The organism is Pseudomonas sp. TE3899 (assembly GCF_056279105.1).
The window spans coordinates 746134-761714 of record NZ_JBWBQR010000001.1 but is presented as its reverse complement, the minus strand read 5'-3'; the positions used below and the strand labels follow the sequence as shown (position 1 = coordinate 761714).

14 protein-coding genes are annotated in these 15581 nt (G+C 58.8%); 11 read left to right on the top strand and 3 right to left on the bottom strand.

The window, feature by feature from the left end; genetic code table 11:
• Window positions 1-17 precede the first annotated feature (17 nt).
• Together ACZ89E_RS03365 and infA are read left to right on the top strand one after the other, a co-directional pair.
• Window positions 18-725, top strand: coding sequence for an arginyltransferase (locus ACZ89E_RS03365; protein ID WP_463257902.1), 708 nt, complete (start codon window positions 18-20; stop codon window positions 723-725).
• A 111-nt stretch (window positions 726-836) separates the two neighbouring features.
• Window positions 837-1055: a translation initiation factor IF-1 gene (gene infA, locus ACZ89E_RS03360; protein WP_002553999.1), complete on the top strand. Its 219-nt coding sequence runs from the start codon at window positions 837-839 to the stop codon at window positions 1053-1055.
• Window positions 1056-1301: 246 nt separating this feature from the next.
• Here the strand turns inward: infA and clpA are convergent, their stop codons facing one another.
• Window positions 1302-3572 carry an ATP-dependent Clp protease ATP-binding subunit ClpA gene (gene clpA, locus ACZ89E_RS03355; RefSeq protein WP_123508924.1) on the bottom strand — a complete coding sequence of 757 codons (2271 nt, stop codon included), beginning with the start codon at window positions 3570-3572 and terminating at the stop codon, window positions 1302-1304.
• 30 nt (window positions 3573-3602) lie between these two features.
• Window positions 3603-3986 carry an ATP-dependent Clp protease adapter ClpS gene (clpS, locus tag ACZ89E_RS03350; RefSeq protein WP_020799529.1) on the bottom strand — a complete coding sequence of 128 codons (384 nt, stop codon included), beginning with the start codon at window positions 3984-3986 and terminating at the stop codon, window positions 3603-3605.
• 225 nt (window positions 3987-4211) lie between these two features.
• On the opposite strand from clpS, the gene cspD reads away from it, so the two are divergent.
• The gene (gene cspD, locus ACZ89E_RS03345; protein WP_149659913.1) at window positions 4212-4502 is read left to right on the top strand and encodes a cold shock domain-containing protein CspD; all 291 of its coding nucleotides are present in this window, start codon (window positions 4212-4214) and stop codon (window positions 4500-4502) included.
• An 81-nt stretch (window positions 4503-4583) separates the two neighbouring features.
• On the opposite strand, the gene icd is transcribed toward cspD, so the two are convergent.
• Window positions 4584-5840, bottom strand: coding sequence for an NADP-dependent isocitrate dehydrogenase (gene icd / locus ACZ89E_RS03340; protein WP_010458895.1), 1257 nt, complete (start codon window positions 5838-5840; stop codon window positions 4584-4586).
• A 493-nt stretch (window positions 5841-6333) separates the two neighbouring features.
• Between icd and ACZ89E_RS03335 the strand changes: the two genes are divergently transcribed.
• The 8 genes from ACZ89E_RS03335 (at window position 6334) to ACZ89E_RS03300 (ending at window position 15175) form a co-directional block, all read left to right on the top strand.
• Window positions 6334-8559: an NADP-dependent isocitrate dehydrogenase gene (locus tag ACZ89E_RS03335; RefSeq protein ID WP_476254824.1), complete on the top strand. Its 2226-nt coding sequence runs from the start codon at window positions 6334-6336 to the stop codon at window positions 8557-8559.
• 176 nt (window positions 8560-8735) lie between these two features.
• Complete coding sequence (locus ACZ89E_RS03330; protein ID WP_476254823.1) at window positions 8736-9182, top strand: NUDIX hydrolase; 447 nt, start codon at window positions 8736-8738, stop codon at window positions 9180-9182.
• 59 nt (window positions 9183-9241) lie between these two features.
• Window positions 9242-10387: a tRNA 2-thiouridine(34) synthase MnmA gene (mnmA, locus tag ACZ89E_RS03325; protein WP_149659916.1), complete on the top strand. Its 1146-nt coding sequence runs from the start codon at window positions 9242-9244 to the stop codon at window positions 10385-10387.
• A complete protein-coding gene (gene hflD, locus ACZ89E_RS03320) occupies window positions 10384-11007 on the top strand; it encodes a high frequency lysogenization protein HflD (RefSeq protein ID WP_054053662.1) in 624 nt (207 codons plus the stop codon). The genes mnmA and hflD overlap by 4 nt, the downstream gene beginning before the upstream one ends.
• A gap of 126 nt (window positions 11008-11133) precedes the next feature.
• Window positions 11134-12504: an adenylosuccinate lyase gene (gene purB / locus ACZ89E_RS03315; RefSeq protein ID WP_054614119.1), complete on the top strand. Its 1371-nt coding sequence runs from the start codon at window positions 11134-11136 to the stop codon at window positions 12502-12504.
• Between the two features lie 86 nt (window positions 12505-12590).
• The gene (locus ACZ89E_RS03310) at window positions 12591-13760 is read left to right on the top strand and encodes a ribosomal protein uL16 3-hydroxylase (RefSeq protein ID WP_476254822.1); all 1170 of its coding nucleotides are present in this window, start codon (window positions 12591-12593) and stop codon (window positions 13758-13760) included.
• A complete protein-coding gene (locus ACZ89E_RS03305) occupies window positions 13753-14178 on the top strand; it encodes a GNAT family N-acetyltransferase (RefSeq protein ID WP_133838672.1) in 426 nt (141 codons plus the stop codon). The genes ACZ89E_RS03310 and ACZ89E_RS03305 overlap by 8 nt, the downstream gene beginning before the upstream one ends.
• Window positions 14179-14413: 235 nt before the next feature.
• Window positions 14414-15175, top strand: coding sequence for a secretin N-terminal domain-containing protein (locus ACZ89E_RS03300; RefSeq protein ID WP_476254821.1), 762 nt, complete (start codon window positions 14414-14416; stop codon window positions 15173-15175).
• Window positions 15176-15581 lie beyond the last annotated feature (406 nt).

Sequence of the window (15581 nt, the reverse complement as noted above, 5' to 3'; positions counted from 1 at the left end):
TTTCCCGAGGGTTGATCATGACCGAGTTGGCGCGCCTGAAGTTTTATGCCACTCAGCCCCACTCTTGCAGTTATCTGCCCGAGGAGCAGGCCACTACCCTGTTTCTCGATCCTAGCCAGCCCATGGATGTGCATGTCTACGCAGACCTGTCGGAAATGGGTTTTCGTCGCAGCGGCGATCATCTCTACCGGCCTCATTGCCAGAATTGCAATGCGTGTGTGCCGGCGCGCATCCCCGTGGCGCAGTTTTCGCCCAACCGTCAGCAAAAGCGCATTTTCAAACGCAACGCCGATGTGCAGGTGCGCCCGGCCAGGCCGAAGTTCAGCGAAGAGTATTTCGATCTCTATCAGCGCTACATCGAACAGCGTCATGCCGACGGCGACATGTACCCGCCGAGCCGCGATCAGTTTTCGACGTTCCTGGTACGCGACCTGCCGTTTTCCCGATTCTACGAATTTCGTCTCGACGGTCGGTTGGTGGCCGTGGCCGTGACCGACTTGCTGCCCAATGGCCTGTCGGCGGTCTACACCTTCTACGAGCCCGCCGAAGACCATCGCAGCCTCGGGCGCTACGCCATCCTCTGGCAAATCGCCGAAGCCCAGCGACTGGGACTGGAAGCGGTTTACCTCGGCTACTGGATCAAAAACTGCAAAAAGATGAACTACAAGACCCAGTATCGCCCCATCGAACTGCTGATTAATCAGCGCTGGGTCATCCTGAACTAAGGCAATCTGTAAACCGCTTGGCGTAAACCCCATTTTTCGGGCACAATGCACGCCGCTTTTGCCTGGCGCAGTTGCACCGGGCCATTCATTGGATACCGAGGGCTTTACTGCATGTCGAAAGAAGACAGCTTCGAAATGGAAGGCACTGTCGTCGACACCCTGCCCAACACCATGTTTCGTGTGGAGTTGGAAAATGGGCACGTCGTAACCGCGCATATTTCCGGCAAGATGCGCAAGAACTACATTCGTATTCTTACCGGTGACAAAGTGCGCGTCGAGCTGACGCCCTATGACTTGAGCAAAGGGCGCATCACTTACCGCGCTCGTTAATCAAGTCAATACAAAACGCCCGGTTATGCCGGGCGTTTTTGTGTGCGCGGGATTTACCATCCGCCACGATTGATCGTTCCAACGCTCTGCGTGGGAAACCCTCAACGGACGCTCCGCATTCGTCCTTTGGGACGCGAAGCGTCCCGGGCTGCATTCCCACGCGGAGCGTGGGAACGATCAACGGCGCACATACTGCAGACAGCAAAAAGGCGCCTTTCGGCGCCTTTTGCTTTGTTGCAGTTAACGTCAGGCCATTTCAGCCGTGGTCTCGAACTCGAAGGTCAGCTCGCCGTCCTTGAGGTCGATGTGAACCACACCACCATGGTCGGCCAGTTCGCCAAAGAGGATCTCTTCGGCCAGCGGACGCTTGATCTTGTCCTGGATCAAACGTGCCATTGGTCGAGCACCCATGGCCGAGTCGTAGCCACCCGCTGCCAGCCAGCTGCGTGCCGCGTCGGTCACTTCCAGCTGCACGCGCTTGTCTTCCAGCTGCGCCTGAAGCTCGGTAAGGAACTTGTCCACCACGCTTTTGATGACCTCATGACTGAGGCGACCAAACTGGATAATGGTGTCCAGACGGTTGCGGAACTCTGGCGTGAAGCTCTTCTTGATCACTTCCATTGCATCGGACGAGTGGTCCTGATGGGTGAAACCGATCGAAGCGCGCGCTGCGGTTTCGGCGCCGGCGTTGGTCGTCATGATGACGATTACGTTACGGAAATCCGCCTTGCGCCCGTTGTTGTCGGTGAGCGTACCGTGGTCCATGACCTGCAACAGCAGGTTGAAGACTTCCGGATGCGCCTTCTCGATTTCATCGAGCAACAGCACGCAATGAGGCTGCTTGGTGATGGCTTCGGTCAGCAGACCGCCCTGATCGAACCCGACATAGCCTGGCGGTGCACCGATCAGACGCGATACGGTGTGGCGCTCCATGTACTCGGACATGTCGAAACGAACCAGCTCGATGCCCAGCGCCTTGGCCAACTGACGCGCCGCTTCGGTTTTACCGACACCGGTAGGACCTGCGAACAGGAACGAACCGACTGGCTTGTCTGGTGACTTGAGGCCGGCACGGGACAGTTTGATCGCAGTCGACAACGAGTCGATCGCGGCATCCTGGCCAAATACCGTCAGCTTCAGGTCACGCTCAAGGTTACGCAGCAACTCTCTATCAGAACTGTTGACGTGCTTAGGCGGAATCCGCGCGATTTTCGCCACGATGTCCTCGACCTGAGGCACTTCGATGCGTTTCACGCGTTTTTCGATCGGTTGCAGGCGCTGGTAGGCCCCCGCCTCGTCGATGACGTCGATGGCCTTGTCCGGCATGTGCCGATCATTGATGTAGCGTGAAGCCAGTTCAGCCGCCGCACGCAACGCTTCATCGCTGTACTCGATACCGTGGTGCGTTTCGAAACGCCCTTTCAGGCCGCGCAGGATGCTGATGGTGTCTTCGACCGAAGGCTCGGACACATCGACCTTCTGGAAGCGCCGTGCCAAGGCACGATCCTTCTCGAAGATCCCGCGGAATTCCTGGAACGTGGTCGAACCGATGCAACGGATATCGCCGGACGACAGCAACGGTTTGAGCAGGTTAGAAGCATCCATGACGCCACCGGACGCGGCACCCGCACCAATGATGGTGTGGATCTCGTCGATGAACAGAATCGCCTGCGGACGTTTTTTCAGTTCGTTGAGCAACGCCTTGAAGCGCTTCTCGAAATCGCCGCGGTATTTGGTCCCGGCCAGCAAGGCGCCGAGATCAAGGGAGTACACCACGCTATTGGCCAGCAAATCCGGCACCTGGTTGTCGACAATGCGCTTGGCCAGGCCTTCGGCAATCGCGGTTTTACCCACGCCCGCCTCACCCACCAGCAGCGGATTGTTTTTGCGGCGCCGCGCCAGGATCTGCGCGACACGCTCGACTTCCATCTCACGGCCTACCAGCGGATCGATTCGACCCTGGCGCGCAAGTTCGTTGAGGTTGCTGGCATAAGCATCCAGAGGATTGCCTGAAGAAGAAGACTCACCGCCCTCGTCGTCCTGCATATCTTGCTCACCTTCAGAGTGATCGCCGTGCCCCGGCACTTTGGAAATGCCATGGGCGATGTAGTTGACGACATCAATGCGTGCAACGCTCTGCTGTTTCAGCAGGAACACTGCCTGGCTTTCTTGCTCACTGAAAATGGCGACCAGCACGTTGGCGCCAGTCACTTCGCGTTTGCCCGAGCTCTGTACGTGAAAGACAGCACGCTGCAGAACACGCTGGAAGCCCAGGGTGGGTTGGGTCTCGCGATCCTCGTCATGGACGGGGATCAACGGCGTGGTGGAGTCGATGAACTCCTGCAGGTCATGCTTGAGTTTGTCGAGGTTTGCGCCGCAGGCACGCAAAACGGTGGCGGCAGCCTCATTGTCCAATAGGGCCAACAGGAGATGTTCGACGGTCATGAATTCATGACGTTTCGAACGGGCCTCCTTGAAGGCTAAATTGAGGGTGACTTCGAGCTCGCGGTTTAACATAGCTTCACCTCATACCCAAGTGGTCGGCGATTAACCGTCCTTCTCGATTTCACAGAGTAGCGGATGCTGGCTTTCCCTGGCGTACTGGTTGACCTGCATGGCCTTCGTCTCGGCGATGTCGCGGGTAAACACTCCACATACTGCCCGTCCTTCTGTGTGGACGGCCAGCATGACCTTGGTCGCCAGCTCGCGATTCAGGTTAAAAAACACCTCGAGCACTTCGACGACGAAATCCATCGGTGTGTAGTCATCATTAAACAAAACCACCTTGTACATCGGCGGCGCCTGTAAAGCAGGCTTGGCCTCCTGAACAGCAATGCCTGCGGAATCGTCGTCGTGTTCCTCCGGGCGATCCTTTTGGAGAGTCGGGCGATCCTGATTGAATGTTAGTCGAATCTGGCTGATTGCATGCATGGAAAGAAAGGTTCGTCAGTTGTGCAAATACAGTGGTGGGGGCGGCTATCAACGATTTCAACTCCGACTGCCCGGTCACCTTGACTATCGGGAAAACGGTGTTACAACCAATAGAGCCCACAGTGGGTAAAAAAGGTCCGCGGAGTCAATCTTATTTGTGAGATTAGACTGCGGATGTACTGGATGATACTCCAGTGATGGAGTCTGTTGCAGAGGGATATGGGTATGTCAGGTGTCAAGGACAACGAGAAGATCAAAGGCACTGCGAAAGGTAAGGTTAAGTGGTTTAACAATGCCAAAGGTTATGGCTTTATCATCGAGGATGGCCACAGCGAAGATCTATTCGCCCATTACTCGGCTATCCAGATGGATGGTTATAAAACCCTGAAAGCCGGTCAAGCTGTCACCTTCAACATCATTCAGGGACCAAAAGGGCTGCACGCGATCAATATTGGCGCGCCTGAAGACGCTACCCCGGTCGCCGCGCCCGCCACGCAGCAGACCGTTACAGCGTAAATCTGCACACCTCATCCAGTCATAAAAAAACCGCCCGACTCAATCACTGAATCGGGCGGTTTTTGTCGTGCGTGAACTCGCTTACATATGCGAAATCAGCGCATCACCAAACGCCGAAGAAGACAGCAGCTTCGCGCCTTCCATCAAGCGGTGGAAGTCATAGGTCACGGTCTTGGCGGAAATTGCGCCGTTGGTGCCCTTGATGATCAGGTCAGCCGCTTCGGTCCAGCCCATGTGACGCAGCATCATCTCCGCAGACAGGATCAAGGAACCCGGGTTGACCTGGTCCTTGCCGGCGTATTTCGGCGCAGTCCCGTGGGTCGCTTCGAACATGGCAATGGTGTCGGACAGGTTGGCACCCGGCGCGATACCGATACCGCCCACTTCGGCCGCCAGGGCGTCGGAGAGGTAGTCGCCGTTCAGGTTCAGGGTCGCGATGACATCGTACTCGGCCGGGCGCAGCAGGATCTGCTGGAGCATGGCGTCGGCGATGGCATCCTTGACGATGACGTTCTTGCCGGTTTTCGGGTTCTTGAACTGCATCCACGGACCGCCGTCGAGCAGGGTCGCGCCGAACTCTTCAGCCGCCACTTCGTAGGCCCATTCCTTGAAGGCACCTTCGGTGAACTTCATGATGTTGCCTTTGTGCACGATGGTCAGCGAATCGCGGTCGTTGTCGACCACATATTGCAGCGCCTTGCGCGCCAGACGCTTGGTGCCTTGCAGTGAAACCGGCTTGATGCCGATGCCGCAGTTTTCGTCGAAACGGATCTTGGTGACGCCCATTTCATCTTTCAGGAACTTGATGACCTTGGTCGCTTCCGGCGAACCGGCCTTCCACTCGATGCCGGCGTAGATGTCTTCCGAGTTCTCGCGGAAGATCGTCATGTCGACGTCGCCTGGCTTCTTGACCGGGCTTGGCACACCTTCGAACCAGCGCACCGGGCGCAGGCAGACGTAAAGGTCGAGCTGTTGACGCAGGGCCACGTTCAGCGAACGGATGCCGCCACCGACCGGGGTGGTCAGAGGGCCCTTGATGGAAACCACGTAATCCTTGACTGCGTCCAGGGTTTCCTGAGGTAGCCAGGTGTCCTGATCGTAAACCTGAGTCGCTTTTTCCCCGGCGTAGACTTCCATCCAGGAAATTTTGCGCTCGCCGCCGTAAGCCTTCTTAACAGCAGCATCGACAACCTTGATCATGACCGGGCTGATATCAACGCCAATACCATCACCTTCGATGAAGGGGATGATCGGGTTGTTAGGAACATTGAGAGAATGGTCCGCGTTGACGGTGATTTTGTCGCCGACTGCTGGAACCTGAATCTTCTTGTATCCCATGCTGAACTCCATTGTTTGGATTGAACATCTGGCTTCGTTCGAGCGTACCCCAGTTAAATCGGCGCGCAAACCCTATGTTCCACCCATCTGCCGCAAAGCTGTGCAGTTCGCGATCTACAAGCCTGAAAGCAAAGGGAAAAGCGCCAAACTCAAGCACGGTGCAAGACTCTACGCCGCCCCCTCGCCTGCGACCTTTAGACCAATGGACGAGAATCGTTGCATATGAACCATCGGCAGATTGCCAGCTACCTATGTATAATGCCGCCGCTGACCGAAGGGTCACAAAGGCCAAGCTCTCTATTACGAGACTTTCAGCCAGATTGAAGCCGGGTTGTTACCGCAGCCCACCCGCTTGACGCTCGACTGATGCACCCAACATCACCGCGAAGAAACCTCGACATTCGGCTCATGGATGACTTTGAACGAACGCGCTTACCCGGCGCCCCTCGAGTTTTCTGCGCACGCTTTAGCAAAGAAGAGAGTTAATCCGAATATGCCCACCCGCTCGAAGATCATCTATACCTTCACCGACGAAGCCCCAGCCCTCGCCACCTATTCACTGTTGCCTATCGTAGAGGCTTTCACCGCCTCCGCTGATATCGCCGTGGAAACCCGCGATATCTCTCTTGCAGGGCGCATCCTGGCCAGCTTCCCCGAGCAATTGGGTGACAAAGCCGTAGCCGACCACCTCGCCGAACTGGGCGACCTGGCCGTTACGCCTGAAGCCAACATCATCAAGCTGCCAAACATCAGCGCCTCGGTTCCGCAGCTGCAATCAGCCATCAAAGAACTGCAAGCCCAGGGCTTCGCCCTGCCGGACTACCCGGAAACCGTAACCACCGAGGCCGACAAAGAAGCCAAGTCGCGTTACGACAAGATCAAGGGCAGCGCCGTGAACCCGGTCCTGCGCGAAGGCAACTCCGATCGTCGCGCGCCGCTGTCGGTTAAAAACTATGCGCGCAAGCACCCGCACAAAATGGGCGCCTGGGCTGCGGACTCCAAGTCCCACGTTGCGCACATGAGCACCGGCGATTTCTACGGCAGCGAAAAAGCTGCCCTGATCGACGCCGCTGACGCCGTCAAAATCGAACTGATCGCTCAAGACGGCACCACCACCGTCCTGAAAGCAAAGACCACCGTGCAAGCCGGTGAGATCCTCGATTGCGCCGTGCTGAGCAAAAACGCCCTGCGCAGCTTCATCGCCGCCGAAATCGAAGACGCCAAAGCCAAAGGCGTGCTGCTGTCGGTTCACCTCAAAGCCACCATGATGAAGGTCTCCGACCCGATCATGTTCGGCCAGATCGTTGCTGAGTTCTATAAAGACGCACTGGCCAAGCACGCTGACGTGCTGGCGCAGATCGGCTTCAACCTGAACAACGGCATCGGCGACCTGTACGCTCGCATCAAGGCTTTGCCGGCCGAGCAGCAAGCGCAGATCGAAGCGGACATCCAGGCGGTCTACGCCGTTCGTCCGTCGTTGGCCATGGTCAACTCCGACAAAGGCATCACCAACCTGCACGTGCCGAGCGACGTGATCGTCGACGCCTCGATGCCGGCCATGATCCGTGACTCCGGCAAGATGTGGGGCACTGACGGTCAGTTGCACGACACCAAGGCTGTGATCCCGGATCGCTGCTACGCCACCATCTACCAGGCCGTCATCGAAGACTGCAAAGTCAACGGTGCTTTCGACCCAACCACCATGGGCAGCGTGCCAAACGTTGGCCTGATGGCGAAAAAAGCCGAAGAGTACGGCTCCCACGACAAGACTTTCCAGATCAAGAGCAACGGCGTAGTCCGGGTTTCCGACGGCGCTGGTCGCACTCTGCTGGAGCAGTCGGTTGAAGCCGGCGACATCTTCCGCATGTGCCAGACCAAAGACGCGCCGATCCAGGACTGGGTCAAACTGGCCGTCAACCGCGCTCGCGCCAGCGCAACTCCGGCTATTTTCTGGCTGGACCCAATGCGCGCCCACGACGGCGTGGTGATCGAGAAAGTTCAGGCTTACCTGAAGGATCACGACACCGCCGGCCTGGATATCCAGATCATGGCGCCAGTCGACGCGATGAAGTTCACCCTGCAGCGCACCCGCGAAGGCAAGGACACCATCTCGGTGACCGGCAACGTACTGCGCGACTACCTGACTGACCTGTTCCCGATCATGGAACTTGGCACCAGCGCCAAGATGCTGTCGATCGTCCCGCTGATGAATGGCGGTGGTCTGTTCGAAACCGGCGCCGGCGGTTCGGCACCGAAGCACGTTCAGCAGTTGCTGGAAGAAAACTTCCTGCGCTGGGATTCCCTGGGCGAGTTCCTGGCCCTGGCCGCGTCCCTTGAGCATCTGGGTGTTACTTACAACAACCCTAAAGCGCTGGTGTTGGCCAAGACCCTGGACCAGGCCACCGGCCAGTTCCTGGACAACAACAAGTCGCCATCGCGCAAAGTCGGCAACATCGACAACCGCGGCAGCCACTTCTATCTGGCGCTGTACTGGGCTCAAGCCCTGGCCGCCCAGTCCGAAGACACTGCACTGCAAGCGCAGTTTGGTCAGCTGGCAAAAACCCTGACCGAGAACGAAGCGACCATCGTTGCCGAGCTCAACGCCGTTCAGGGCAAGCCAGTGGACATCGGCGGTTACTACCACGCCAATGCCGAGCTGATCAGCAAGGCCATGCGCCCGAGCAACACCTTCAACGCCGCGATCTCCGCGTTGGTTTAAGGTTGTAAGGATGCAAAGAAGCCCCGGCCCAGTGCCGGGGTTTCTGTTTCCACCCCTATTCCTGTAGGAGCGAGGCTTGCCCGCGAAGGCGGTGTGTCAATAACGATGATGTCGACTGACACACCGCCTTCGCGGGCAAGCCTCGCTCCTACAGATTTTCGACCGGAGGATATTTCATGAGCTGGCTACCCCACATCACCGTCGCCACCATTGTCGAAGACAATGGCCGCTTCCTGATGGTCGAAGAATCCAAGGGCGGACGAGCGGTGCTCAATCAGCCCGCCGGCCACCTTGACCCGGATGAAACCCTGATCGAAGCCGCCGTGCGCGAAACCCTCGAGGAAACCGGCTGGGACGTCGAGCCGACCGGCGTGGTGGGCATTTACCTCTACACCGCCCCGAGCAACGGCGTGACCTATCAACGGGTCTGCTTCACCGCCAAGGCCATCAAACACCACCCCGACTATCAACTGGACGACGGTATCCTCGGCGCCAAATGGCTGACCCGTGGCGAACTCATGGAACAGCGCGCAAACTGGCGCAGTGAGCTGATCATCCGCTGCATCGATGATTATCTGGACGGTAAACACTTCAGTCTCGAACTGATCCGCCCTTCTCTTTAGCCTTGCGGGCTTCGGCCTGTTAGAATCGCGTCCTTTTTCAAGACACTCATTGAATCCCTATGCGTGATCCAGCCCCTTCTGACATACAAAAGAAGCGCGTCATTGTCGGCATGTCCGGCGGCGTGGACTCTTCCGTTTCCGCTCTCCTGCTGATCGAGCAGGGTTATGAGGTGGAAGGCCTGTTCATGAAGAACTGGGAAGAAGACGATGGAACGGAATACTGCACCGCCATGGACGACCTGGCGGATGCGCAGGCCGTGTGCGACAAAATTGGCATCAAGCTGCACACCGCCAACTTCGCCGCCGAGTACTGGGACAACGTGTTCGAGCACTTCCTGGCCGAATACAAGGCCGGTCGCACGCCGAACCCGGACATCCTGTGCAACCGCGAGATCAAGTTCAAGGCGTTCCTCGACTACGCCATGATCCTCGGCGCCGACCTGATCGCCACCGGCCACTACGTACGCCGCCGCGACATCGACGGCCGCACCGAACTGCTCAAGGGCCTGGACCCGAACAAGGACCAGAGCTACTTCCTGCACGCCGTGGGCGGTGAACAGATCGCCAAGACCCTGTTCCCGGTCGGCGAGCTGGAAAAGCCCGAAGTGCGCGCGATTGCCGAGAAACACGAACTCGCCACCGCGAAGAAAAAGGATTCCACCGGGATCTGCTTTATCGGCGAACGCCGCTTCAGCGACTTTCTCAAGCAATACCTGCCGGCCCAGCCAGGCGAGATCAAGACCACCGAAGGCGAAGTCATCGGCCGTCACCACGGCTTGATGTACCACACCATCGGTCAGCGCCAGGGCCTGGGTATTGGCGGTTTGAAAGACGCCAGTGACGAGCCGTGGTATGTGCTGATCAAGGACCTGGTCAACAACGAACTGATCGTTGGCCAGGGCAATGACCACCCGTACCTGTTCTCCCGCGCCCTGCTCGCCTCGGACATCTATTGGGTCAACCCAATCGATCTGAGCGAACCGCGCCGACTGACCGCCAAAGTGCGTTATCGCCAGAGCGACCAGCCGTGCACGCTGGAGAAAACCGCCAGCGGCTACCGCGCGACCTTCGATGACCCGCAACGCGCGGTCACTCCAGGCCAATCCGTGGTGTTCTACGACGGTGAAATCTGCCTCGGCGGCGGCGTGATCGAAATCGCCGAGCCATGGACCAGCAAAGACACTGCGCAAGGCGCACAGCAATGAGCCCCACTCAGGAGCAACTGACGGCACTCGGTGGCGTGTTCCTCGCCGCAGTGCTGGTGGACAAGATCGCCAAGAGCGGCCAGACCAGCGAAGCCGGCCTGACCTGCATGCTCGGTAGCCTGCTGATCCGCGACCCCAAGGACACCCTGGAAGTCTACGGCGGCGACGACATCAATCTGCGCGAAGGCTATCGCGCCTTGATCGGCGCCCTGGAACGCGACCCGAGCACCTTGCAGCGTGAGCCGCTGCGTTATGCCCTGGCGATGCTGGGTCTTGAGCGTCAACTGGCCAAGCGCGACGACATGCTCGGCGTGATCGGCAAGCGTCTGCCGCAGATCCAGTCCCAGGTCGAACACTTCGGCCCGGCCCACGAAAACGTGATCGCCGCTTGCGGCGCGCTGTACCAGGACACCCTGAGCACCCTGCGCCAACGGATCCAGGTCCACGGCGACATGCGCAACCTGCAGCAACCGAGCAACGCCTCGAAGATCCGCGCCCTGTTGCTGGCCGGGATTCGTTCGGCGCGCCTGTGGCGACAGTTGGGCGGTCATCGCTGGCAGTTGGTGATCAGCCGTCGCAAGTTGCTCAAAGAGCTTTACCCGCTGATGCGCAGCAGCTGAACCGCGCCCGCAACACTGCTTTAGATCTGTAACGCGTAATACGCCGGTCAGTTGGCAACGGACCGGCGGATTTTTTCATGTATGATACGCGCCCCATTTCGTTGCCCGACTGTCCGAGAACACCCCATGCAGCTTTCTTCGCTCACTGCGGTTTCCCCTGTTGACGGCCGCTACGCCGGCAAAACCCAGGCCCTGCGCCCAATTTTCAGCGAATACGGCCTGATCCGTGCTCGCGTTCTGGTTGAAGTGCGCTGGCTCCAGCGCCTGGCCGCTCACCCAGGCATCAGCGAAGTGCCGGCGTTCTCCGCCGAAGCCAACGCGGTGCTGAACACCTTGGCGGACAACTTCGCTCTGGAGCACGCCGAGCGTGTCAAAGAGATCGAGCGCACCACCAACCACGACGTAAAAGCCATCGAATACCTGCTCAAAGAGCAAGCGGCCAAGCTGCCGGAACTGGCCAAAGTCAGCGAGTTCATCCACTTTGCCTGCACCAGCGAGGACATCAACAACCTGTCCCACGCCCTGATGCTGCGCGAAGGCCGTGATGACGTGATGCTGCCGCTGATGCGCCAGACCGCCGAAGCCATCCGTGAACTGGCGATCCGTTTCGCCGACGTGCCGATGCTGTCGCGCACCCACGGTCAACCGGCCTCCCCGACCACTTTGGGCAAAGAGCTGGCGAACGTGGTTTACCGTCTGGAGCGTCAAATCGCCCAGGTCGCTGCCGTGCCGCTGCTGGGCAAGATCAATGGCGCTGTCGGCAACTACAACGCACACATCTCCGCCTACCCGGAAATCGACTGGGAAGAAAACGCCCGCGCCTTCATCGAAGACGAGCTGGGTCTGGGCTTCAACCCGTACACCACGCAGATCGAACCGCACGACTACATTGCCGAGCTGTTCGACGCGATTGCGCGCTTCAACACCATCCTGATCGACTTCGACCGCGACATCTGGGGCTACATCTCCTTGGGTTATTTCAAACAGCGCACCATCGCTGGCGAAATCGGTTCCTCGACCATGCCGCACAAGGTCAACCCGATCGACTTCGAAAACTCCGAAGGCAACCTGGGTATCGCCAACGCATTGTTCCAGCACCTGGCGAGCAAGCTGCCGATCTCCCGCTGGCAGCGCGACCTGACCGACTCCACCGTACTGCGTAACCTCGGTGTCGGCTTCGCCCACAGCGTGATCGCGTACGAAGCCAGCCTCAAAGGCATCAGCAAGCTTGAGCTCAATGCTCAGAAAATCGCTGCTGACCTGGACGCATGCTGGGAAGTCCTGGCCGAGCCAATCCAGACCGTGATGCGCCGCTACAACATCGAAAACCCGTACGAGAAGCTGAAAGAGTTGACGCGCGGCAAGGGCATCAGCCCTGAAGCACTGCAAACTTTCATCGACGGCCTGGACATGCCAGCCGCGGCCAAGGCCGAGCTGAAATTGCTCACCCCGGCGAACTACATCGGCAACGCTGTAGAGCAAGCCAAACGCATCTGATCGACCGCTTGACCCTTTTGAGACGCCCGGCAGCGCCGGGCGTTTTTATTCCCGTCTGAAAAGTGCATTTTTTCAATAGGTTACACATGAATCCTGATATTCCTCTTCAACTTCTGGGCGGCATCACGGCGCGCGAATTCCTGCGTGACTACTGGCAGAAAAAACCGCTGCTGATCCGCCAGGCGATCCCTGATTTCGAAAGCCCGATCGATCCAGACGAACTGGCCGGCCTGGCGCTGGAAGAAGAAGTTGAATCGCGCCTGGTGATCGAGCACGGCGAGCGTCCCTGGGAAATGCGTCGCGGCCCGTTTGCCGAAGACGAATTCAGCAAGTTGCCGGAAACCGAGTGGACCCTGCTGGTGCAAGCGGTCGACCAGTTCGTGCCCGAAGTCAGCGAACTGCTGGAGAACTTCCGCTTCCTGCCGAGCTGGCGCGTCGACGACGTGATGATCAGCTTCGCAGCCCCGGGTGGCAGCGTCGGCCCGCATTTCGATAACTACGATGTGTTCCTGCTGCAAGGTCACGGCAAGCGCAACTGGAAGATCGGCCAGATGTGCGACTCCGAGAGCAAGCTGCTGCCACACGCGGACCTGCGCATCCTCGCCGACTTCGACGCTACCGACGAGTGGGTCCTGGAGCCGGGCGACATGCTCTACCTGCCACCGCGCCTGGCCCATTGCGGCGTTGCGGTGGATGACTGCATGACCTACTCGGTCGGCTTCCGCGCCCCGAGCGCCTCTGAAGTGCTGACCCACTTCACCGACTTCCTCAGCCAGTTCCTGACCGATGAAGAGCGCTACACCGATGCTGACGCCCTGCCGGCGGTCGATCCGCACCAGATTCAGCACGACGCCCTTGATCGCTTGAAAGCGTTGCTGGCCGAGCACATGAGCGACGAACGCCTGCTGCTGACCTGGTTCGGCCAGTACATGACCGAGCCGCGCTACCCGGAACTGGTGGTCGGTCCGGAAGAAATCGAGGAAGAAGACTTCCTCGCGAGCCTGGAACAAGGCGCCGTGCTGATTCGCAACCCGAGCGCGCGCATGGCCTGGTCCGAAGTCGATGACGACCTGCTGCTGTTCGCCAGCGGCCAGAGCCGTTACCTGCCGGGCAAACTGCGCGAGCTGCTGAAATTGATCTGCGCCGCCGACGCACTGCACACCGATAACCTCGGCGACTGGCTGAAGGACGAAGACGGCCGCGGCCTGCTGTGCGAGCTGGTCAAGCAAGGCAGCCTGGGGTTTGCTGATGAATAAAATCCACGTTCGTGTCGCAGACTGGCAGAAGGACATCGCCGAGATCCGGCGCATTCGTGAGACGGTGTTCATCGCCGAGCAATCCGTTCCACCTGAACTGGAATGGGATGCCGATGACGCGACAGCTGTGCATTTCCTCGCTTTCGAAGGCGACTTTCCGATTGGCACCGCCCGCCTGCTGCCCGATGGGCATATTGGCCGGGTCTCGGTGCTGAAGGATTGGCGCGGCTTGAAGGTTGGCGATGCGCTGATGCAAGCGGTGATCGGTGAAGCCGAAAAGCGCGGGCTGAAGCAGCAGAAGCTGAGCGCGCAGGTGCAGGCCACGGCGTTCTATGAGCGTTTGGGCTTCAGCCTGGTCAGTGAGGAGTTCCTGGAAGCCGGGATTCCGCATGTGGACATGGTTCGGCATTCGGCCTGAGACACTGCACTGATCGTTCCCACGCTCCGCGTGGGAATGCCTCTCGGGACGCTCCGCGTCCCATCGCGGCAGGTGACGCAGAGCGTCACGGGCTGCATTCCCACGCGGAGCGTGGGAACGATCACGCCCCGCCATCTTCGGATGTCGGGGCGTTTTACTGTCCAGAATTCAACTTGCCCCACCCCGGGCCGACAAACTGGCAATATCAAGCCTTTCGAAAGCGGAGATAACGGACATGTCCCTACGCACCCTGCTCACCACGTTGCTGCTGACCTGCAGTTTTTCGGTCATGGCCGCCACCGAGATCGTGCCCCTGAATTACCGCACCAGCACCGATATGCTGCCGGTAGCGCAGAATTTTATCGGCAAGGATGGCCAGGTCAGCGCCTATGGCAACCAACTGATTGTCAATGCCGATCAACGCAAGATCGACGAACTTAAGGCCTTGATCAGCCAACTCGACGTGGCCGCCAAACGCCTGTTGATCACAGTCGACACCAACGAAAACAACTTCCAGGGTGACCAGGGCTACTCGGTGAACGGTGCCAAACCGAACCAGACTCGGATCATCAACCGCAGCACCGACAGCCGTGACGGCGGCATTCAGCAGGTGCAGGCCAGTGAAGGCACGCCGGCGCTGATCCAGGTCGGCCAGAGCGTCCCGCTGACCAGCACGCAGACCGATACCTACGGTCGCCTGCAAAGCCAGACCGAATACCGCAGCGTCACCCAAGGCTTCTACGTCACCGCCAGCGTCACCGGCGACATCGTTCATCTGGCGATCAGCACCAATCGTGACCGCATGAGCCAGGAACGTCCCGATGTAGTGAATGTGCAAAGTACCGACACAACTGTCACGGGGCGTCTGGGCGAGTGGATCACCCTGGCCGGCGTGAATCGCCAGACTCAGGCCGACAAACAGGGCCAGACCCGCAGCTACTCTACTCAGGGCCGGGATGACATGACCTTGCGGGTGAAAGTCGACACCCTGGACTAAAGCACCAAAAACTGACTGATAAGTCTTATTAGACTAAAGATGTAGTGCTTGAAGAAAAGCACTACAAAATGTTTGACGATCCAAAAAAGCAAAGGCATGATGGCCTCGCTCCCGCTAATCAGGGGCCCTGGCAAGGGCCTTCGAGGCGCCGCTCGCATCTACCCCGCGAGACGCTTCGTGTCTGTACCGCCCACAAGGTGTGTTTGACGAGGTTGCCGACTGGAACGAAGTTGTCCCGAGGGACGGAAGCGTAATTAGGTAACCCGGCACCACTCTGATGTTCGCACCAAGGCCCACGATGCCCGAATGCGCCCGCCAGTTCGCCCTTACCTGCTCACTTCCCCTCGAGCCCATCGTTCATCCCGTCGCCATCCCCGCCAAATCCGACTTGACCGCCTAAGCTTCT